The sequence below is a fragment of the Ancylobacter sp. Lp-2 genome (genome assembly GCF_020523795.1).
Lineage (GTDB): Bacteria > Pseudomonadota > Alphaproteobacteria > Rhizobiales > Xanthobacteraceae > Ancylobacter.
In genome coordinates this window covers 546,297-565,457 of record NZ_JAJALI010000002.1, presented here as the reverse complement: position 1 = coordinate 565,457, position 19,161 = coordinate 546,297, and the positions used below count along the sequence as shown (strand labels likewise).

Genomic DNA, 19,161 nt, shown 5'->3' with positions numbered 1-19,161 from the left:
GTGGAGGACCGCAGCCTATCCAAGCCCGCCGTCACGTGCCACCGGCCTGACGTCGGGCGGGCTCTTTATGTCCACCTTATGCGACACCCCGTCGTTCGCAATCGCATCCTGATGCCGTCGCTCCTAGCTTTCCGTTGCGGCGCACGATCCCGCGCCGGGTAACTCGCGAAGCATCATGAAACGTCTCAGGAATGCCGTGACGGCCCGCATCGCCCCCATCGCCAACAAGCTGCGCTTTGCCGTCGGCAAGGACAGCTTCGGCCGCTGGGTCGCCCTCGAATTGCAGGGGCGTGCGGGTGGCTTCTTCCGCAGCCAGGAGGCCGCGCTGCACTACGCGATGACCGAATGCGGCGGACGGCGCAGCGCCGTGCGCCTCGCGCGCCGTCCGCTGTCGCCGCCGTTCTGAACCGGGAGGGAGAGATGTTGCGCGGAACCCTGGTCCCGCTGGTCACCCCGTTCCTCGGCGCGGCCGTCGATGCGGACAGCTATGCCGACCATATCGAGCGGATGCTGGCCGGCGGCGTCGGAGGTCTCGTCGTCGGCGGCATTGTGGGCGAGGGGCCGACCCTTGCGCCGGCCGAACTGGTGCGGCTGGTCCATATCGCGGTGGCGGTCGCCAATCGCCGGGTGCCGGTGATCGCCGCGACCGGCACCCACTGCACCGCGACGACGATCCAGGCGACGCAGGCGGCGGCCGATGCCGGCGCCGCGGCGGCGCTGCTGGTGACACCCTATTACAACAAGCCCTCGCAGGAGGGGCTGTTCCGCCATGTCGAGGCGGTGGCGAAGGCCTGCCCGCTGCCGCTGGCGCTGCACAATGTGCCCCAGCGTACCAATTTAAGCCTCGCGCCGGCGACGCTGCGCCGGCTGGTCGAGTTGCCCGGCCTGTTCGCGCTGCTCGACGAGGACGACAGCCCGAGCCGCAGCGCGGCCCTGGCGCAGGTCTGCGCCGAGCGGCTGTGGCGGATCGCGCCGAGCGGGCAGGCGGCCTTCGCGCCGGGCCTTCGGCCGCCGCGTGCGTGCCTGGCGCCGCTGGCAAATATCGACCCTCGGCTATGCGCCTCGCTGTGGGCGAAGCGGCTGTCCGGCCGGGTCGAGGAGGAGGCGCGGCTGGCGGCGGCGCTGATCCGGCTGCAGCAGGCGCTTGATCTCGCCCCCGAGCCGGCGGGGCTGAAATATGCGGTGTCGCTGGTGAACCCGCTTTTCGGCCACCAGCCCCGCCTGCCGCTGACCGAGCCGGATGCGGATTGCGCGGCCGCCATTCGCGCCGCCCTGGCCGGGCTGGCGAGGGCGCATGAATGCCTGCACAGCGAGTTCATGTGATGAAAACCGATCTTCGGATGCGACGTTCCTGCCGCCGGCCGGACGGCCGCTGGCGCCATGGCCACGAGTTCATCACTCACATGGCGGTCGTTCTCAGCCTGGTGTTCGTCATCGCCATGGCGTTGAGCCGGCTGGTTCATCCGTGAACCGCGCGCCGCTCCCAGGCGGCGCGGATGATCTCGACGAGCTGGCGCAGCGCCGCATGGTTCTGCCGCCGGCTCGGATAGTAGATGGCGAAGCCCGCGCCGGTGGAGGCCCAGTCCGGCAGCACCATTTCGAGCCGGCCGTCGGCGAGATGCGGGCGCACCCGTTCTTCCAGCACATAGCCGATGCCAAGGCCGCGCACGGCGGCGTCGATGGTCGTCGCGGTGTCGTTGAAGGTGAGGGTGCCCGGCAGATCGAGGCGGACGAGGCGCGCGCCGTCGCCGAGCTCCCAGCGATAGACCGCATTGTTGCCGAGCATCAGCCGCAGGCAGCTGTGATCGGTGAGCTGCGCCGGTTCTGTCGGGCGGCCGGCGCGTGCCAGATAGGCCGGGGAGGCCACCGTCACCCAGCGCAGCGGCGGCGTGAGCGCCATGGCCACCATGTCCTCCGGCACGGTGTCGGCGTAGCGGATGCCGGCATCGAAGCCTTCGGCGACGATGTCGACCGGCCGGTCCTCCACGGCGATGGTCAGCCGTGTCTGCGGAAACCGGGTGACGAAGTCCGGCAGGGCCGGGTGCAGCAGCAGGTTCGCGGCGTCGCTGGGCACGTTGAGGCGGATCTCGCCGAGGGCGGCGGCGCGTTCGCCCGCGGCCTCGTCCAGCGCGGCGGCGATAGTGTCGAAGCCTTCGCCCAGCCGCTCGGCGAGGGTGAGGCCAAGCGCCGTCGGCGCCACCGAGCGGCTGGTGCGATTGAGCAGCCGTGAGTCTAGCCGCGCCTCCAGCCGGCGGATGGCATGACTGAGCGCCGAGGTCGTCAGCCCCATCTCGATCGCCGCCCCGGTGAAACTGCGGTGGCGGACGATGGCGGCGAAGGTGCTGAGATCGGCGAGATCGGAGCGCGAGAAGGCGGCCATGCGTGAATCCTGATCCGATCATTATTGAATCAGGTTCATCAAGCCTCGGCTGGCCGGCCGGGACAAGTCCTCGCGCGCCTTCCGGCGTCGTGCGCGGGAGCCTCGCGGGATCTAGGGCGCCGGCCGCCGCCGCAGCGTGTTCGAGGTGGCGAGCAGTTCCGCCACCCAGTCGACGAAGACGCGCAGCCGGCTGCTGAGATGGCGGTTGGGCGAATAGACGACGTGCAGGATGATCGGCGCCGAGCGCCATTCCGGCAGCACGCGCACCAGCCGGCCATCCTCCAGATAGGGTTCGATCAGCGAATAGATTGACTGCGCGATGCCGAGCCCGGTCAGGCAGGCGGCGAGATAGGCGGTGGAATCGTTCACCGCCAGCACATAGGGCGGGTCGAGGTCGTAGGCCTCCTTGCCGCGCGTGACGTCGAAAGGCAGGCGACGGCCGGTGCGCGGGCTGAAATAGGCGATGGTCTGGTGGCCGTTCTCCAGATCGCTCGGATGCTGGGGCATGCCGTGGCGCTGGATGTAGCCGGGGGTGGCGCACATCACGAGCTCGATCTCGCCGACCCGGCGTGCGATCAGGCCGGGATCGAGCACATCGCCGCCGCGTATGGCGCAATCGATATTCTCCGCCACCAGATCGGCCGGGCGGTCCGACACGCCGAGATCGAGCTGGATGTCGGGATAGCGGGCGTGGAAGTCCGGCAGCGCCGGGATCAGCACATGCAGCGCCAGCGATGTGCTGATGTCGACGCGCAGCCGCCCGGCGGGGCTGGCCTGCGAACGCGTCATCGAACCGTCGAGTTCCTCCAGATCGGACAGCAGCGTGACGGCGCGCTCGTAATAGGCCGCGCCGTCGGGGGTGACGCCGACCCGCCGCGTGGTGCGGTTCAGCAGCTTGGTGCGCAGATGCGCCTCCAACTGCTGGATCAGCTTGGTCACCGTCGGCTTGGGCATGTCGAGCAGGTCGGAGGCACGGGTGAAGTTTCCGGCCTCGACCACGCGGACGAAGGCCCGCATTGCCGCGATCTGATCCATGCCCCTTGTCCCCGCCTGTGACGAATGAAACCCGATATTGTTTCTCTGTGTGAATAATGAAATCCCGAATCCGATATTTTTTCACCATGAGCGAGGGTCTACATCTCGCTGCACCGCAACAGGGATGAAATCGGGTGGCCTGTGCGGCCTCCATTTTTCCAGGGTAATCGCATGTCGGCTTTGTGGACCGAGGACAGGTTGGATCTCGACGGGACGGTGTTGCCGATCCGCGTCTACCGTTCCGGTGTGCTGGCGCGGCCGGCGCCGCTCGTCCTGCATCTGCATGGCGGCACCTTCACCTGCGGCGATCTCGATTGCAGTGCGCTGATCTGCCGGGCGATGGCGGAGGCGGGCGCCGTCGTGGTGTCGGCCGACTATCCGCTGGCGCCGCGGCATCCGTTTCCCGCCGCGCTGAATGTCAGTTTCGCCGCGCTCGGCCTGCTGCATCGCCAGCGGGCTCGCTGGGCGGGGCGGGGGGCCAAACTGTTCGTCGCCGGCGAGGAGGCGGGCGCCAACATCGCCACCGCCCTCACTCTGATGGCGCGCGACCAGCACCAGCCGCCGGTCGCCGGCCAGATCCTGATTTCGCCGATGCTGGATCCGAGCCTCGCCTCCGGCTCCATCCATGCCGCCGAGGCCGGCGCCGCCGGCTGCAAATGGGCGGATGGCTGGCATTCCTATCTCGGCTCGGCCGACAAGGGAGCCCACCCCTATGCCGCGCCGCTCGGTTCGCGCCGTCTCGGCGGCGTCGCGCCGGCACTGATCATCACCTCGGACGACTGCCCGATGCGCGACGAGAGCCTCGACTATGTGCGCCGCCTGCAGGGCTGCGGCGTGCCGGTCGAGAGCCATGTCATCGCCGATACCTCGGACTGGCCGCAAGACTCTGCCGATGCCGACAGCCTGCCCCGTTGGGCGCAGGAGCTGCGGCCCTTGTTCGCTTCCTTTCTGGCGGGGCACTCCATCGCCGCCGCCGAATCCGTTCAGGCCTGAGGGCCGGGAGATTGCCGCATGAGCACCGAACACGCTCGTAGTCATTCCGCCGTACCGGAAATCGTCCGCGCCGAACTGGCGCGTGCCGGAGAGACCCCGCACCGCCGCCGCTGGCGCGAGGCTGGGTTCGCCTTCGGGCTCGCCGGCATGGCGACCGCCGCCGCGGTCTGGCTCGCTTGGCCGATCACCGAGGCGCTGGCCACCGATCCGCCGGCCGGGCAGGCGCAGCAGCCGCCGGCGACGCCGGTGTCGGTGGCCGTGCTCAAGACGCGCGACACCATGCAGTGGGACGAGTTCTCCGGCCGCCTGCAGGCGGTCGAGCGTGTCGAGGTGCGGCCTCGCGTTGCCGGCGCGGTGAAGACGGTGCATTTCCGCGAGGGCGCGCTGGTCAAGCAGGGTGACCTGCTCGTCACCATCGATCCCGATCCGTTCCAGGCGGCGCTCGACCGTGCCGAGGCGCTGCGCCAGGCCTCGGCGGCTCAGGTCGAGTTCACCCGCAGCGAACTCGACCGCGGCAAGCAACTGGTCGACAACAAGGTGGTGTCGGTGCGCGACCTCGACCAGCGCACCAACAGCTTCCGCGAGGCTGAGGCCAATCTGAAAGCGGCCGAGGCGGCGGTGCAGACCGCCAAGCTCGATCTCGACTACACCGAGGTGCGCGCGCCGGTGGACGGCCGCGTCGGCCGGCTCAACGTCACCGTCGGCAATCTCGTCGCCGCCGGCCCGACCTCGCCGGTGCTGACGACGCTGGTCTCGGTCGATCCCATCTATGTCAGCTTCGACGCCGACGAGGGCGTGGTGAGCCAGGCACTGGCCACCATCGGCGATGGCGACGTGCTCGGCGAGATCGACCGTATCCCGGTCGAGATCGTCACCGCGACCACCGGCGGCGAGCCGATGCGTGGCCATCTCCAGCTGGTCGACAACCAGGTGGATGCCGCGACCGGCACGTTCCGTCTGCGCGCGGTGTTCGACAATCCGCAGGGTCGGCTGGTGCCCGGACAGTTCGCCCGCGTGCGGATGGGCCGGGCCAAGACCGAGCCGGCGCTGGTGATCAACGAGCGCGCCGTCGGCACCGACCAGGACAAGAAGTTCGTCTTCGTCGTCGATTCCGACAGCAAGGCCGCCTATCGCGAGGTGAAGCTCGGCCCGCCGACCGGGGGGCTGCGCGTGGTCGCGAGCGGCCTGAAGGACGGCGAGCGCGTCGTCGTCAACGGCCTGCAGCGGGTGCGCCCCGGCGCGCTGCTGGCGCCGGAAGTCGTGCCCATGGAAACCGCCTCCGCCGCCAAGGTGACGGACCCTGCCACGGTCGCCGCGCAGTAACGTCGTCCGCGTTCGCACCTGATCCGTTTTTCGCCTCCTTTGGGGGGAGGACGCTATGAATCTGTCCAAATTCTTCATCGACCGGCCGATCTTCGCCGGTGTTATCTCCGTCTTGATCTTCGTGGCCGGCCTTCTGGCGCTGCGGGTGATGCCGATCTCGGAATATCCCGAGGTCGTGCCGCCGCAGGTGATCGTGCGCGCCACCTATCCCGGCGCCAGCCCGAAGGTCATCGCTGCCACGGTGGCCACGCCCATCGAGGAGCAGATCAACGGCGTCGAGGACATGCTCTACATGTCCTCGCAGGCCACGACCGACGGCGCGATGACGCTCACCGTCACCTTCAAGCTCGGCACCGACCCGGACAAGGCGACGCAACTGGTGCAGAACCGCGTCAGCCAGGCCGAGCCGCGTCTGCCTGAAGAGGTGCGTAGCCTCGGCGTGACCACGGCGAAGAGCTCCCCTAACTTCATCATGGTGGTGCATCTCGTCTCGCCCAATGACCGCTACGACACCACTTATCTGCGCAACTATGCGGTGCTGAACGTGAAGGACAGGCTGGCGCGCATCTCCGGCGTCGGCCAGGTCGATATCTTCGGCGCCGGCGACTATTCGATGCGCGTCTGGCTGGATCCGCAGAAGATCGCCGAGCACGGGCTCTCCGCCGGCGACGTCGTCAACGAGATCCGCGCCCAGAACGTGCAGGCGGCTGCCGGCACGGTGGGCGCCTCGCCAGCGTCGCAGGGGGTGGAGCTTCAGCTCACCGTCAATGCCCAGGGCCGCCTCGAGACCGAGGAGGAGTTCGGCGACATCGTCGTGAAGACCGGCGCCGACGGACAGGTGGTGCGCCTGCGCGACGTCGCCCGTATGGAACTCGGCGCCTCCGACTATGCGCTGCGTGCCCTGCTCGACAACAAGCAGGCGGTGGGCATCGGCGTGTTCCAGGCGCCGGGTTCCAACGCGTTGGAGATCGCCGAGAACGTCCGCAAGACGATGGACGAGGTCAAGCTGACCATGCCGGACGGCGTCGGCTACGAGATCGTCTACGACACCACCCGCTTCGTCGACGCCTCCATCGAGGCCGTCGTGCACACGCTGTTCGAGGCGGTGCTGCTGGTGGTCATCGTCGTCGTGGTGTTCCTGCAGACCTGGCGTGCCTCGATCATCCCGCTGCTCGCCGTGCCGGTCTCCATCGTCGGCACCTTCGCGGTGATGTATGTCTTCGGCTTCTCGATCAACGCGCTGAGCATGTTCGGCCTGGTGCTGGCCATCGGCATCGTCGTCGACGACGCCATCGTGGTGGTGGAGAACGTCGAGCGCAACATCGAGGACGGGCTTTCCCCACGCGACGCCGCCTACCGGGCGATGAGCGAGGTGTCCGGTCCGATCATCGCCATCGCACTGGTGCTGGTGGCGGTGTTCGTGCCGCTCGCCTTCATCACCGGCCTCAGCGGCCAGTTCTACCGGCAGTTCGCGCTCACCATCGCCATCTCGACGGTGATCTCGGCGATCAACTCGCTCACCCTGTCGCCGGCGCTGGCCGCCATGCTGCTGAAGGGGCACCATGCCGAGCCGGACCGCCTACAGCGCGTCATCAACGCACTGTTCGGCTGGTTCTTCCGCGGCTTCAACTACGTGTTCACCCGCGGCTCGTCCGGCTATGGCCGCGGCGTGCGCGGCGTGCTCACCGTGAAGAGCGTGGTGATGATCTTCTACGCCGTCATGCTGGGTGCCACCTGGTGGCTGTTCCAGGCGGTGCCGGGCGGCTTCGTGCCGGCGCAGGACAAGCAGTATCTGGTCGGTTTCGCCCAGCTGCCCGACGGCGCCACGCTCGACCGCACCGAGGAGGTCATTCGTCGCATGACGGAGATCACCCTGGCTGAGCCAGGTGTGGCGAATGCGGTGGCCTTCCCCGGCCTGTCGATCGCCGGCTTCTCCAACTCGTCGAGCGCCGGCATCGTGTTCTCGGTGCTGAAGCCCTTCGAGGAGCGCAAGGATCCCTCGCTCAGCGCCGGCGCCATCGCCATGTCGCTGAACCGGAAATACGCCGCGATCCAGGATGCGTTCATCGCCATGTTCCCGCCGCCGCCGGTGCAGGGCCTCGGCGTGGTGGGTGGCTTCAAGATGCAGATCGAGGACCGTGCCGGCCGCGGCTTCGAGGAACTGGCTCGCGTCTCCAACGCCTTCATGGCCAAGGCGATGCAGGCGCCGGAACTGGTCGGCCAGTTCAGCACCTTCCAGGTGAACGTGCCGCAGCTCTTCGCCAATGTCGACCGCACCAAGGCCCGCCAGCTCGGCGTGCCCATCCAGTCGGTGTTCGAGACGCTGCAGGTCTATCTCGGCTCGCTCTATGTCAACGACTTCAACAAGTTCGGCCGCACCTACTCGGTGCGGGTGCAGGCGGACGCGCCCTACCGCGCCAAGCCCGAGGACATCGGCAAGCTGAAAGTGCGCTCGGATTCGGGCGAGATGATCCCGCTCTCGGCGCTGCTCAAGGTGGAGATGACGGCGGGGCCGGAACGCGCCATGCGCTATAACGGCTTCCTCACCGCCGACTTCAACGCCTCGCCGGCGCCGGGCTATTCTTCCGGCCAGGCGCAGGACGCGGCCAAGCGGATCGCCGCCGAGGTGCTGCCGCCCGGCTTCGACTACGAATGGACGGATCTGACCTATCAGGAGATCCTGGCCGGCAATTCGTCCTTCCTGGTGTTCCCGCTCGCCCTGTTGCTCGTCTTCCTGGTGCTGGCGGCGCAGTATGAAAGCCTGACCCTGCCGATCGCGATCATCCTGATCGTGCCGATGGGGCTGCTGGCGGCACTGTTCGGCGTGTGGATGGGGGGAGGGGACAACAACATCTTCACCCAGATCGGCCTGGTGGTGCTGGTCGGCCTGTCGGCGAAGAACGCGATCCTGATCGTCGAGTTCGCCCGCGAGTTGGAATTCACCGGCAGCAATCCGGTGGAGGCGGCGGTGGAATCGGCCCGACTGCGTCTGCGGCCGATCCTGATGACCTCCTTCGCCTTCATCATGGGCGTGCTGCCGCTGGTGCTCTCCACCGGCGCCGGCGCCGAGATGCGGCACGCCATGGGCGTGGCGGTGTTCGCCGGCATGATCGGCGTCACCTTCTTCGGCCTGTTCCTGACGCCGGTGTTCTACGTGCTGCTGCGGCGGCTCACCGGCAACCGGCCGCTGCGCCAGCACGGGCACGCCATCGTCGCCTTGCCGCATCCCGCGGAGTAGGCCGAGTTCGACCGCAACTTAAGGCCCGCCCGGTCCCAGGACCCGGCGGGCTTTTTTTGTCGGGTCACGAGGCTGCGAGGTGGCAATCCACCGGCCGGATGCAGGACTATGGTCAGGACGTCCTCCGGTGAGCGGGCGAGCCGACGGGCCGGACTTTCTCACCTCCGCGCAAACAGGGAATGGATCATGAAGATCGATCTTTCGGGCAAGACTGCCCTCGTCACCGGCTCCACGGAAGGCATCGGGTTCGCCATCGCCAAGGGCCTGCACGACGTGGGCGCCACGGTGGTGATCAATGGGCGCACGCAGGCCAAGGTCGACGCCGCCGTGGCGCGGCTGGGCGGAAGCGCGCGTGGCCAGGCGATCGACCTCGCGACGGCGGAAGGCGCGAAGGCACTGGTCGCGGCCGAGCCGGCCTTCGACATCGTGGTCAATAATCTCGGCATCTTCCAGCCGCTCGATTTCTTCGAGGCCGACGACGAGGTGTGGGAGCGTCACTGGCAGGTGAACGTGATGGCGTCGGTGCGCGTGGCGCGCGCCTATCTGCCGGGGATGGCGCAGAAGGGTTGGGGGCGCGTCTTGTTCCTCTCCTCGGAATCCGGCTTCAACATCCCCGTCGAGATGATCCATTACGGCGTCAGCAAGACCGCCGACATCGCGGTGGCGCGCGGGCTGGCGAAGCGCATGGCGGGCACCGGCGTGACGGTCAATTCCATCCTGCCCGGGCCGACGCTGTCGGAAGGCGTCGCGGCGATGCTCAAGGATGAGGTGGCGGCCGGCAAGACGCTGGAGCAGGCGGGCGCCGATTTCGTCAAGGCGCACCGGCCGGGCTCGCTCATCGGGCGGCCGGCCAGCGTGGAGGAGGTGGCGAACATGGCGGTCTACATCGCCTCGCCGCTGGCCTCTGCCACCACGGGGGCGGCGCTGCGCGTCGATGGCGGGCTGGTCGACTTCATCGTCTGACCACGGGAAAACGGGACGCCCGCCGCGCTCAGGCCGTGCGGGCGTCCGCTGCCGTGCCGTCCAGCCCATAAGCGGCGGCGATCAGGGCGTGCGTATAGGCGGCGGCCGGCGCGCGATAGACCTCCTCGGTCGGCCCGGCCTCGACCAGCTGCCCGTGCCGCATCACCATGATCCAGTCGGAGAGGGCTCTCACGACGGAAAGATCATGGCTGATAAAGAGATAGGACAGGCCGTGCTCTTTCTGTAGCCGGCGAAGCAGTTCGACGATGCCCTTCTGTACCGAGCGGTCCAGTGCGGAGGTCGGCTCGTCCAGCACCAGCACCTTGGGCTTCAGGATGAGCGCGCGGGCGATGGCGATGCGCTGGCGCTGGCCGCCGGAGAATTCGTGCGGGTAGCGGTTTCGTAGGGCCGGATCGAGGGTTACGTCCTCCAGCGCCGCGATCACCGCCCGCTCGCGGGCGCGGGCGTCGAGGCTGGGCTCGTGGACGCGCAGGCCCTCGGCGATGATCTCGCCGACCGTCATGCGCGGCGACAGCGAGCCATAGGGATCCTGGAAAACGATCTGCGCCTGCCGGCGCAGGGCGCGCAATCCGGCCGCGTCGATCTGTGCAGTGGGGTGACCGAAGAGGCTGATCTCGCCCTTAGCATTGACCAGTCGGATCAGCGCGCGGCCGAGGGTCGACTTGCCCGATCCGGACTCGCCGACGATGCCGATGGTCTGGCCCTGCCTGAGGGTGAGGCTCACCTTGTCCACCGCGTGGATCTCCAGCGGCGGTCCCGCAAACAGTCCGCCGCCGATCTGGAAGGTGACGTCGACGCCGCGTGCCTCCAGCACCACCGGCGCGTCGCCGGGCGGGGGCGCCTTGGTGCCGGTCGGCTCGGCGGCGAGCAGCATGCGGGTGTAGTCGTGCGCCGGCCGGGTCAGCACCTCGCCTGCCGGGCCTTCCTCCACCACCTTGCCGTAGCGCATCACCGCCACCCGGTCGGCGAAGTGCCGGGCGAGGCCGAGATCGTGGGTGATGAACACGATGCCCATGCCGAAGCGTCGCTGCAGCGAGCGCAGGAGCTCGATGATCTGCGCCTGCACGGTGACGTCGAGCGCGGTGGTCGGCTCGTCGGCGATCAGCACCTCCGGCTCGGCGGCGAGCGCCATGGCGATCATCACACGCTGGCGCTGGCCGCCCGACAGCTCGTGCGGATAGGCCCGCAGGCGCCGCTCCGGCTCGGGGATGCCGACCAGCGTCAGCAATTCGACGGCGCGCGCGCGGGCGGTCCGGGCGCTCAGCCGCTTGTGGCGGACCAGCGGCTCGGCGAGCTGACTGCCGATGGTGTAGAGCGGATCGAGCGAGGTCATCGGCTCCTGGAAGATCATGGCGATCTTCGCGCCCCGCACCTCGTCGAGCTTGCGGGAGGAGAGGCCGAGGATCTCGCGGCCGCGATAGCGCACGCTGCCGCCGGCGCGGCCGTTCTTGGCCAGAAGGCCCATCGCCGCCATCATCGCCTGGCTCTTGCCGGAGCCGGATTCGCCGACCACGGCGAGGGTCTCGCCGGGCTTCAGGGCGAGGTCGATGCCGCGCACCGCGTGCACCTCGCCGTCCGGCGTGTCGAAGCGCACGTCGAGGCTGGCGAGTTCGAGGAGGGCTGTCGTCCCGTCGGTCATTTCAGCGGTCCTTGGGGTCGAGGGCGTCGCGCAGGCCGTCGCCGAGGAAGTTCAGCGCGAACAGCGTCGAGGTCAGGAACAGCGAGGGGAACAGCAGCAGCCAGTTGGCGGCGGGGATGTTCTTTGCGCCCTGCGCGATCAGCACGCCCCAGCTGGTGAGCGGCTCCTGCACGCCGAGGCCGAGATAGGACAGGAAGCTCTCCAGGAGGATCACCTGCGGCACCAGCAGCGTCATGTAGACGGCCACCGGGCCGAGCGTGTTCGGCACCACGTGCCGCCACAATATGCCGGCGGAGGAGACGCCAAGTGCGGTGGCGGCCTGCACATATTCCTGCCGGCGGATGGATAGCGCCTGCCCGCGCACGATGCGCGCCATGTCCAGCCATTGCACCGCGCCGACCGCGATGAACATCAGCACGAAGTTCCGGCCGAAGAACACCACCAGCATGATGACGAGGAAGATGAAGGGCAGCGAATAGAGCACGTCGACGATGCGCATCATCACGTCGTCGACCCGCCCGCCGAGATAGCCGGCGGTGGCGCCGTAAATGACGCCAATCATCACGGCGGTGAGCCCCGCGAGCAGGCCGATGGCCAGCGATACCCGGCCGGCGATGAGGGTGCGGGTGAGCAGATCGCGGCCGGTATTGTCGGTGCCGAACAGGAAATGGTGCTTCGCCACCGCCGCGCTCAGCGTCATGGTCAGGCCGTCGGGGGAGGTGCTTTCTACCTTCGGGTCGGCGAAGCTCGACGAGCGGTCGAAATAGCGCACCACGCGCGGATCGATTGGCCGCGACGAGCGGATGGTCATCGACAGGCGATCGTCCTGCTCGTTCCACGACACCAGCTCGACCCGCATGCGCCGGATCACCTCGTCCAGCATGCCGGCGATCTGGTCGGGCTTGGGGTAGGCGGAGAGGCTCGGCGGCACGCGGACATAGTCGGTGTAGATGGTGGTGTAGGCGTGGCCGGTGACCAGCGGGCCACCGAGGCAGGCGACCGCCATCAGCAGCAGATAGACCGCGCTGACCACCGCTGCGCGGTTGCCGGCGAGCCGCCGCCACGCGTCGGTCCACAAGGAACGCCCTTTCGCGGGCGGGGACGCGGCCGGCGGGGTGGCAGCGGGCGGGGTGGCAGCAGGGCCGGGAAGGGCGGTGTCAGTCATAGCGCACCCGCGGATCGACCAGCGCATAGAGCAGGTCGACGATCAGGTTGAACATGATGACGAACACGGCGATCACCACCACCGTGCCCATCACCAGCGTGTAGTCGCGGTTCAGCGCCGCATCGACGAAGTAGCGGCCGACGCCGGGAATGGCGAAGACGGTCTCCACCACCACCGAGCCGGTGAGCAGCGCCGCCGCCGCCGGCCCGGCATAGGAGATGATCGGCAGCAGGGCGCCGCGCAGCGCGTGCTTCACCACCACCGACCAGCCGCCGAGCCCGAGCGCGCGGGCGGTGCGGATGTGGTTGGCGCGCAGCGACTCGATCATCGCCCCGCGCATCAGCCGGGCGACGATGGCGATCTGCGGCAAAGCGAGGGTCAGCACCGGGCCGATCTTGTTGACCAGTGCGCCGCCGCCCCAGCCGGCGACCGGCACCCATGACAAGGTGAGCGCGAAGACCAGTTGGTAGAGCGGGGCGATGACGAAGGTCGGGATAGTCGAGCCGGCGGTGGCGAGCGCCACCACGGCATAATCGGCGCCCCGGTTCTGCCGGAGCGCGGCGACGACGCCGAGCACGGAGCCGAGGATGAGCGCGAGGATGAGAGCCGAGGCGCCCAACTGGATCGACACCGGCAGCCCGACCCGGAACAGGTCGGCCACGGTGAAGTCCGGCAGGTTGTAGCTGGGCCCGAAATTGCCCTGAAGGAGGTCGGCCAGATAGTTGAGATATTGCCGCCAGAGCGGCGCATCGAGCTGGTAGACCCGCTCGAGATTGGCCCGCACCTCCGGGCTCAGCCCCCGCTCCTGGCTGAACGGCCCTCCGGGCGCCACCCGCAGCAGGAAGAAGGACAGGGTGACGATGAAGAACAGCGTCGGGATGGCGGTGAGGAGCCGCCGCAGCACATAGCGCAGCAAGAGAGTCATCCTCGTATCGGGGAGGGGCGGCCGGCAGCGCGAAGACCAGTTCCGGTCGTCGCGGCGCCGGCCGGGGGCTCACTTGCTGATGAAGCGCGAGGGATGGATGTCCATCACGTTCGCCTGCCAGCCCTTCAGCTTCGGCGACACGATGCTGTGGTAGCTGTAGTAGAGCAGCGGCATGTTGCCGAGCTGATCGATCAGCACCTTCTCGGCCTCGGCGAGCTTGGCCATGCGGGCCTTGGCGTCGCCGCCGGCCGCGGCGGCCTCGCCCATCAGCTTCTCGAAGGATTCATTGCTGAAGTTCGAGTAGTTGTTGCCGCTCGCCTTGCGCGAGATGCCGAGGAAGGTCTCCGGGTCCTTGTAGTCGGCGATCCAGCCGGCGCGGGCATAGTCGTAGTCGCCCTTCTGCTCCAGTAGGCCGTAATGGGTCTTGGTGTCGGTGTTGATCAGCGACACCTCGATGCCGAACGGCTTGAGCTGCTCCTGGATCGCCACCGCGGTGTTCTTGTGGTTCTCCGAGGTGTTGTAGCGGATCTCCAGCTTCAGCGGCTTGCCGGGGCCGTAGCCGAGATCGGACAGGATCTTCTTCGCCTCGTCCTCGCGGTCGAACTGGGAGGTCTTGGCGTAGTCCGCCTCGGAGGGCGTATAGCCCTCGATGCCCGGCGGCACCATGGAATAGGCGGGGATCATGGAGTTCTGCCACACCTTCTCGGCGAGGAAGTCGCGGTCGATCAGCAGGGAGACGGCGCGGCGCAGCTTCGGGTTGTTCCACGGCGCCTTGTCGGTCTTGATCGCGTAATAATAGGTGCCGAGATAGGGGCCGACCTTCACCTGGTCGCCGAACTTCTTCTTGAGATCGGCGAGCTGCTCGGTGGGCAGGTCGTCATTGGAATCGAGCTCGCCGGCCTCGAAGCGCTTGATGGCGGTGGAGCGGTCCTCGGTCGGGATGTAGTTCACCGCGTCGAGCTTCACCTCGCCGGCGGCGTGGAAGGTCGGGTTCTTCACCAGCTTGATGTGATCGTTGGGCACGAACTCGGCCAGCGTGAACGGCCCGTTGGACACCAGCTTGCCGGGCTTGATCCAGTCGGCGCCGAGCGCGTCCATGGATTTCCTGTTCACCGGATAGGTGGACTGGTGGGTGAGCATTTCGAGGAAATACGGCGTCGGCGCCTTCAGGGTGACCTCCAGCGTCGCGGGGTCGAGCGCGCGCACGCCGAGCTGCTCGGGCTTCGCCTTGCCGGTGTTCACCTCCTCGGCTTTGTCGATGACGTAGAGCATGGAGGCGTATTCGGCGCCGGTGGCCGGATCCTCCAGGCGGCGGAACGAGTAGACGAAGTCGTCGGCCGTCACCGGATCGCCGTTCGACCACTTGCCGTCGGCGCGCAGCTTGAAGGTGTAGACCTTGCCGTCCGGCGAGACGGTCCAGCTTTCCGCCGCGCCGGGCATGAGGCCGGCGGTGGCGTTGGGCATGACCAGGCCCTCATAGAGATCGCGCAGGATGTGCGACTCGTAGATGGTCGAGGTCTTGTGCGGGTCGAGCGATTCCGGGTCGGCGGAGTTGCCGCGGTTGTAGATGCTCTCGGCGGCGGCCGGCAATGCGGCCGCTCCGAGCATCAGCGTGGCGATGAGAAGGGATCGGAAGCAGTTCATATGAACACTCCTTTCACGCGAGATTGGCGTCGCCTGCATAGTTCTAGTGCACGACGACGATTTGTGCGAAGCGATCCGTTGCGAATTCGCACGGGAGGCGCGGGCATCTCCCTGTACGCATCTCAGGCAGATCGGGCGGACGGGCGGGCGACGCTGCGCGGCGGGCGATTCACAGTGCTCCGCCCGCCTCGTGATGATCGATCTTTACCTTGCGACCACGGGTAGGAAAGTCCCTCCGCCGCTCAACTTCGTTGCAGCTGTAATCTTGGCGTTCCATCCCGTCCGACTCCGGATAGGATCGGCTCATGCGGAGCGTTCATCACATCGCGATCATCTGCTCGGACTATGAGCGCTCCCGGCGCTTCTATGGCGAGACGCTGGGATTTCCGGTGCTCCACGAGGCATTCCGCGCCGAGCGCGGCTCGTGGAAATGCGACCTCGACGCCGGCAATGCCCGGCTGGAGCTGTTCTCCTTTCCCGATCCGGCGCCACGCCCCAGCCGGCCGGAGGCCTGCGGGCTGCGTCATCTGGCTTTTGCGACCGAGGCGCTTGACCGGGATGTCGCGCGGCTTGCCGGCCTCGGCATCGCTGTCGAGCCGGTGCGGGTCGATCCCTATACCGGGCGGCGGTTCACCTTCTTCGCCGATCCCGACGGCCTGCCGCTGGAACTCTATGAGGAGCCGGCCGTGGGTGAAGACGGGGAGGGCGACGCCTGACGTCTCCCTGTCATCGTGCCGGGGTTCTGATGCCGGCGCTTCGCCATCTGGCTGAGCCCTCCCCGAGTCTCCTATCGCCGTGACCGCATTGCCATGACCCCATCGCCGCTCCCCGATACCGCGCCCGCCGACATGTCGCCCCCGGCCGTTCCGACCTTCGCGGAAGCCTTCCGCGTATGGGCGAAGATCGGGCTGCTCGGCTTCGGCGGTCCGGCGGGGCAGATCGCGCTCATGCACAAGGAACTGGTGGAGGACCGGCGCTGGATCGGCGAGCAGCGATTCCTGCACGCGCTGAACTACTGCATGCTGCTGCCCGGCCCCGAGGCGCAGCAACTCGCCACCTATATAGGCTGGCTGCTGCACCGCACGGCCGGCGGGCTGATGGCCGGGCTGCTGTTCGTGCTGCCGGGCACCGTGGTCATGCTCGCCCTGAGCGCGCTCTATGCCCTCTATCGCCACGTGCCGCTCGTCGATGCGCTGTTCTTCGGAGTGAAGGCGGCGGTGCTCGCCATTGTGGTGCAGGCGGTGCTGCGGATCGGCCGGCGGGCGCTGCGCAACCGGCTGATGGTCGGAATCGCCGTCGCGGCCTTTCTTGGCCTTTATGTCCTGCATCTGCCGTTTCCGCTCATCATCGCCTTGGCGGGGCTCGCCGGCTGGATCGGCAACCGCTACGCGCCGTCACTGTTCGCGCCGGCCGGGGCCGGGGCGGCGGGGGGCGCGGCGGATGTGCGCGGCGTGGTCGATGCCATGTTCGCGCGCGGCGAACTCGCCCACGCCTCCCCCTCGCGCGGCAAGGCCCTGCGGGTGGCGGCGCTGTGGCTGCCGCTCTGGCTGGGACCGGTGCTGCTGCTGTGGGTGCTTACCGGCTCTTCCAGCGTCTGGACCCAGATCAGCGCCTTCTTCAGCGTCATGGCGGTCGTCACCTTCGGCGGCGCCTATGCGGTGCTCGCCTATGTGGCGCAAGCCGCGGTGGAGGGTTTCGGCTGGATGGTGCCGGGCGAGATGGTCGACGGCCTCGGGCTCGCCGAGACCACGCCCGGCCCGCTGATCCTGGTGGTGCAGTTCGTCGGCTTCCTGGCGGCGTTCCGCAATCCGGGCACGCTCGATCCGCTGCTGGCCGGCACGCTGGGGGCGCTGCTGACCCTGTGGGTGACGTTCGCGCCCTGCTTCTTCTGGATCTTCCTCGGCGCGCCCTATGTGGAAGCGCTGCGCGGCAACCGCGCGCTCTCGGCCTCGCTGTCGGCGATCACCGCGGCGGTGGTCGGCGTCATCGTCAATCTCGCCCTGTGGTTTGCCCTCCATATCATCTTCCGACAGGTGGAGAGCGTCGACATTCTCGGCCTGCGGCCGGATCTGCCGGTGCTCGCCTCGGTGGACTGGCGTGCGGCGCTGCTGGCCGTCGGGGCGCTGGTGGCGACGCTGTGGTTCCGGCTGGGCCTGTTTGCGACGCTGGCTGGCTGTGCGCTCGCCGGCATCGTCCTGCGGCTGGCGGTCGTGTAGGCGACAGCCGCCAAATCGCCTCAAATGCCACGCACCGTTCCGGCTCGGGGCAAGGTGCGGTGCACCGCGACGTATCGTACGGAGACTTGCCGCACCGTCCGATGCCGGCGGCGCGTGGAGGATCCCGCGCTCATCCAGGGGCCGTTCGCATGTCCGACGACCGCGTCGCGCTTACCGCCCTTTGCCGCTTCGGGCTCGGCCCCCGCCCCGGCGATCTCTCACGCATCCGCTCCGACCCGCGCGGCGCGCTCATCGCGGAGCTGGCGCAGCCGGCCGCCCTCCGGCTGGACGATGCCCGGCTGCCGACCAGCCAGCAGGGGATTGCCCGTTTCGCCGCCTATCAGCGCGCCGTGACCCGTGCGCGCCAGCAGCGGTCGGCCGAGGAGGAGCGGCCGGGCGCCGTGGCGGTCGCCCTGCGCCGGGATGCGCCGCCGGGATCGGCAAGGACGCAGCCGGCCATGGCGATGGACGGATCAATGGCGGCGCCCGCCATGGCCGGGAACGGCGCCGGCCCCTCACCCGATGTCCCGATGTATGAGCAGGAGGTGGCGGCGCGGCTCATCCGCCTGCACGACACGCCAACGGGGTTCACCGAGCGGCTGGTGATGTTCTGGGCGAATCACTTCGCCATCGCGCTGAAGGACGGCTCGGTGCGCAGCGCCGCCGGCGCCTTCGAGCGCGAGGCGATCCGGCCGCATGTGCTCGGCCGTTTCGCCGACATGCTGAAGGCGGTCGAGCAGCACCCGGCGATGCTGTTCTATCTCGACAACAACCAGTCCATCGGCCCGACCTCCAACGCGGCGTTGAAGAACAAACGCGGCCTCAACGAGAACCTGGCGCGCGAGATGCTGGAGCTGCACACGCTCGGCGTCGACGGCGGCTACACGCAGGCCGACGTCACCGCGCTTGCCCGCATCCTTACCGGCTGGACGGTGGCCTCGGCGGACGAGGACGGCCTGTATGGGGGACGCTTCACCTTCGCGCCGGTCCGCCACGAACCCGGCGAGCAGACGCTGCTCGGCCGCACCTATGCGGATGACGGCCTCGACCAGGGTGAGGCGGCGCTGCTGTCGCTGGCGGCGCATCCGGCCACCGCCCGCCACATCGCCCGCAAATTCGCCGCGCATTTCGTCGCCGACGATCCGCCGGCGGCGCTGGTGGACCGGCTGGCCATGAGCTTCCGCACCAGCGGCGGCGATCTACGAGAACTCGCCCGGGTGCTGATCGATTCGCCGGAGGCCTGGGACGCGCCGGCGACGAAGATGCGCTCGCCGCAGGAATTCCTGTTCGCGGCGCTGCGGCTGACCGGCAAGCCGGACCAGGTCAAGGGTGCGCTCGGCCAGCTCGTCGCCTTGGGCCAGCCCATGTGGAACCCCGGCAGCCCCAAGGGGTTCGCCGACCGCAGCGATGCGTGGCTGTCGCCGACCGGCATCAAGACCCGCCTGGATGTGGCCGACCAGATCGGCCGGGCGGCCGGCGCCACCGAGCCGATGGCGCTCGCCGAAGCCGCCTTCGGCTCGACGGCATCGGGAGAAACCCTGCAGACGCTGCGCCGCGCCGAGAGCCGGCCGCAGGCGATCGCGCTTCTGCTGATGGCGCCGGAATTCCAGAGGAGATAG

At 68.5% G+C, this 19,161-nt stretch carries 16 protein-coding genes; 10 read left to right on the top strand and 6 right to left on the bottom strand.

Annotated features, from left to right (window positions below; all coding sequences use genetic code 11):
- The first annotated feature begins 175 nt into the window (after positions 1-175).
- Genes LGR54_RS07220 through LGR54_RS07210 form a run of 3 tightly spaced genes read left to right on the top strand, consistent with a single transcriptional unit; the run spans position 176 to position 1,469 of the window.
- Entirely contained in the window at positions 176-406 is a 231-nt protein-coding gene (locus LGR54_RS07220) for a hypothetical protein (RefSeq protein WP_230361268.1), read from the top strand.
- Between the two features lie 14 nt (positions 407-420).
- Positions 421-1,323: a dihydrodipicolinate synthase family protein gene (locus tag LGR54_RS07215; RefSeq protein ID WP_230361267.1), complete on the top strand. Its 903-nt coding sequence runs from the start codon at positions 421-423 to the stop codon at positions 1,321-1,323.
- Positions 1,323-1,469, top strand: coding sequence for a hypothetical protein (locus LGR54_RS07210; RefSeq protein ID WP_230361266.1), 147 nt, complete (start codon positions 1,323-1,325; stop codon positions 1,467-1,469). Before LGR54_RS07215 ends, LGR54_RS07210 begins: the two co-directional genes overlap by 1 nt.
- On the opposite strand, the gene LGR54_RS07205 is transcribed toward LGR54_RS07210, so the two are convergent.
- Positions 1,460-2,380, bottom strand: coding sequence for a LysR family transcriptional regulator (locus LGR54_RS07205; RefSeq protein WP_230361265.1), 921 nt, complete (start codon positions 2,378-2,380; stop codon positions 1,460-1,462). The two genes, LGR54_RS07210 and LGR54_RS07205, sit on opposite strands and share 10 nt — an antisense overlap.
- A 111-nt stretch (positions 2,381-2,491) precedes the next feature.
- Complete coding sequence (locus LGR54_RS07200; protein ID WP_230361264.1) at positions 2,492-3,415, bottom strand: LysR family transcriptional regulator; 924 nt, start codon at positions 3,413-3,415, stop codon at positions 2,492-2,494.
- A gap of 171 nt (positions 3,416-3,586) precedes the next feature.
- Here LGR54_RS07200 and LGR54_RS07195 point away from each other — a divergent pair, with 171 nt between their 5' ends.
- From LGR54_RS07195 to LGR54_RS07180, 4 genes are all read left to right on the top strand, one after another.
- Positions 3,587-4,408, top strand: a complete 822-nt coding sequence (locus tag LGR54_RS07195) for an alpha/beta hydrolase (protein WP_230361263.1) — start codon at positions 3,587-3,589, stop codon at positions 4,406-4,408.
- Between the two features lie 147 nt (positions 4,409-4,555).
- On the top strand, positions 4,556-5,731 hold the full coding sequence (locus LGR54_RS07190; RefSeq protein ID WP_370638163.1) for an efflux RND transporter periplasmic adaptor subunit: 1,176 nt from the start codon (positions 4,556-4,558) through the stop codon (positions 5,729-5,731).
- 55 nt (positions 5,732-5,786) lie between these two features.
- Positions 5,787-8,969, top strand: coding sequence for an efflux RND transporter permease subunit (locus LGR54_RS07185; RefSeq protein ID WP_230361261.1), 3,183 nt, complete (start codon positions 5,787-5,789; stop codon positions 8,967-8,969).
- Positions 8,970-9,155: 186 nt separating this feature from the next.
- The gene (locus LGR54_RS07180) at positions 9,156-9,932 is read left to right on the top strand and encodes an SDR family NAD(P)-dependent oxidoreductase (protein ID WP_230361260.1); all 777 of its coding nucleotides are present in this window, start codon (positions 9,156-9,158) and stop codon (positions 9,930-9,932) included.
- A gap of 28 nt (positions 9,933-9,960) precedes the next feature.
- Here LGR54_RS07180 and LGR54_RS07175 read toward each other — a convergent pair whose 3' ends face one another.
- The 4 genes from LGR54_RS07175 to LGR54_RS07160 form a co-directional block, all read right to left on the bottom strand.
- Positions 9,961-11,592, bottom strand: coding sequence for an ABC transporter ATP-binding protein (locus tag LGR54_RS07175; RefSeq protein ID WP_230361259.1), 1,632 nt, complete (start codon positions 11,590-11,592; stop codon positions 9,961-9,963).
- 1 nt (position 11,593) lies between these two features.
- Complete coding sequence (locus LGR54_RS07170) at positions 11,594-12,757, bottom strand: ABC transporter permease (RefSeq protein WP_370638153.1); 1,164 nt, start codon at positions 12,755-12,757, stop codon at positions 11,594-11,596.
- On the bottom strand, positions 12,750-13,673 hold the full coding sequence (locus LGR54_RS07165) for an ABC transporter permease subunit (protein ID WP_230361499.1): 924 nt from the start codon (positions 13,671-13,673) through the stop codon (positions 12,750-12,752). The genes LGR54_RS07170 and LGR54_RS07165 overlap by 8 nt, the downstream gene beginning before the upstream one ends.
- 78 nt (positions 13,674-13,751) lie before the next feature.
- Positions 13,752-15,326, bottom strand: coding sequence for a peptide ABC transporter substrate-binding protein (locus LGR54_RS07160; protein WP_230361257.1), 1,575 nt, complete (start codon positions 15,324-15,326; stop codon positions 13,752-13,754).
- A gap of 305 nt (positions 15,327-15,631) precedes the next feature.
- Between LGR54_RS07160 and LGR54_RS07155 the strand changes: the two genes are divergently transcribed.
- From LGR54_RS07155 to LGR54_RS07145, 3 genes are all read left to right on the top strand, one after another.
- The gene (locus tag LGR54_RS07155; RefSeq protein WP_230361256.1) at positions 15,632-16,042 is read left to right on the top strand and encodes a VOC family protein; all 411 of its coding nucleotides are present in this window, start codon (positions 15,632-15,634) and stop codon (positions 16,040-16,042) included.
- 93 nt (positions 16,043-16,135) lie between these two features.
- The gene (gene chrA, locus LGR54_RS07150) at positions 16,136-17,542 is read left to right on the top strand and encodes a chromate efflux transporter (RefSeq protein WP_230361255.1); all 1,407 of its coding nucleotides are present in this window, start codon (positions 16,136-16,138) and stop codon (positions 17,540-17,542) included.
- 149 nt (positions 17,543-17,691) lie between these two features.
- A complete protein-coding gene (locus LGR54_RS07145) occupies positions 17,692-19,161 on the top strand; it encodes a DUF1800 family protein (RefSeq protein ID WP_230361254.1) in 1,470 nt (489 codons plus the stop codon).

Excerpts from the sequence above, each read along its gene's own strand:
- LGR54_RS07220 (WP_230361268.1), top strand. The coding sequence starts at position 176 with ATGAAACGTCTCAGGAATGCCGTGACGGCCCGCATCGCCCCCATCGCC.
- LGR54_RS07215 (WP_230361267.1), top strand. The coding sequence starts at position 421 with ATGTTGCGCGGAACCCTGGTCCCGCTGGTCACCCCGTTCCTCGGCGCG.
- LGR54_RS07210 (WP_230361266.1), top strand. The coding sequence starts at position 1,323 with ATGAAAACCGATCTTCGGATGCGACGTTCCTGCCGCCGGCCGGACGGC.
- LGR54_RS07205 (WP_230361265.1), bottom strand. The coding sequence starts at position 2,380 with ATGGCCGCCTTCTCGCGCTCCGATCTCGCCGATCTCAGCACCTTCGCC.
- LGR54_RS07200 (WP_230361264.1), bottom strand. The coding sequence starts at position 3,415 with ATGGATCAGATCGCGGCAATGCGGGCCTTCGTCCGCGTGGTCGAGGCC.
- LGR54_RS07195 (WP_230361263.1), top strand. The coding sequence starts at position 3,587 with ATGTCGGCTTTGTGGACCGAGGACAGGTTGGATCTCGACGGGACGGTG.
- LGR54_RS07190 (WP_370638163.1), top strand. The coding sequence starts at position 4,556 with ATGGCGACCGCCGCCGCGGTCTGGCTCGCTTGGCCGATCACCGAGGCG.
- LGR54_RS07185 (WP_230361261.1), top strand. The coding sequence starts at position 5,787 with ATGAATCTGTCCAAATTCTTCATCGACCGGCCGATCTTCGCCGGTGTT.
- LGR54_RS07180 (WP_230361260.1), top strand. The coding sequence starts at position 9,156 with ATGAAGATCGATCTTTCGGGCAAGACTGCCCTCGTCACCGGCTCCACG.
- LGR54_RS07175 (WP_230361259.1), bottom strand. The coding sequence starts at position 11,592 with ATGACCGACGGGACGACAGCCCTCCTCGAACTCGCCAGCCTCGACGTG.
- LGR54_RS07170 (WP_370638153.1), bottom strand. The coding sequence starts at position 12,757 with ATGACTGACACCGCCCTTCCCGGCCCTGCTGCCACCCCGCCCGCTGCC.
- LGR54_RS07160 (WP_230361257.1), bottom strand. The coding sequence starts at position 15,326 with ATGAACTGCTTCCGATCCCTTCTCATCGCCACGCTGATGCTCGGAGCG.
- LGR54_RS07155 (WP_230361256.1), top strand. The coding sequence starts at position 15,632 with ATGCGGAGCGTTCATCACATCGCGATCATCTGCTCGGACTATGAGCGC.
- chrA (WP_230361255.1), top strand. The coding sequence starts at position 16,136 with ATGACCCCATCGCCGCTCCCCGATACCGCGCCCGCCGACATGTCGCCC.
- LGR54_RS07145 (WP_230361254.1), top strand. The coding sequence starts at position 17,692 with ATGTCCGACGACCGCGTCGCGCTTACCGCCCTTTGCCGCTTCGGGCTC.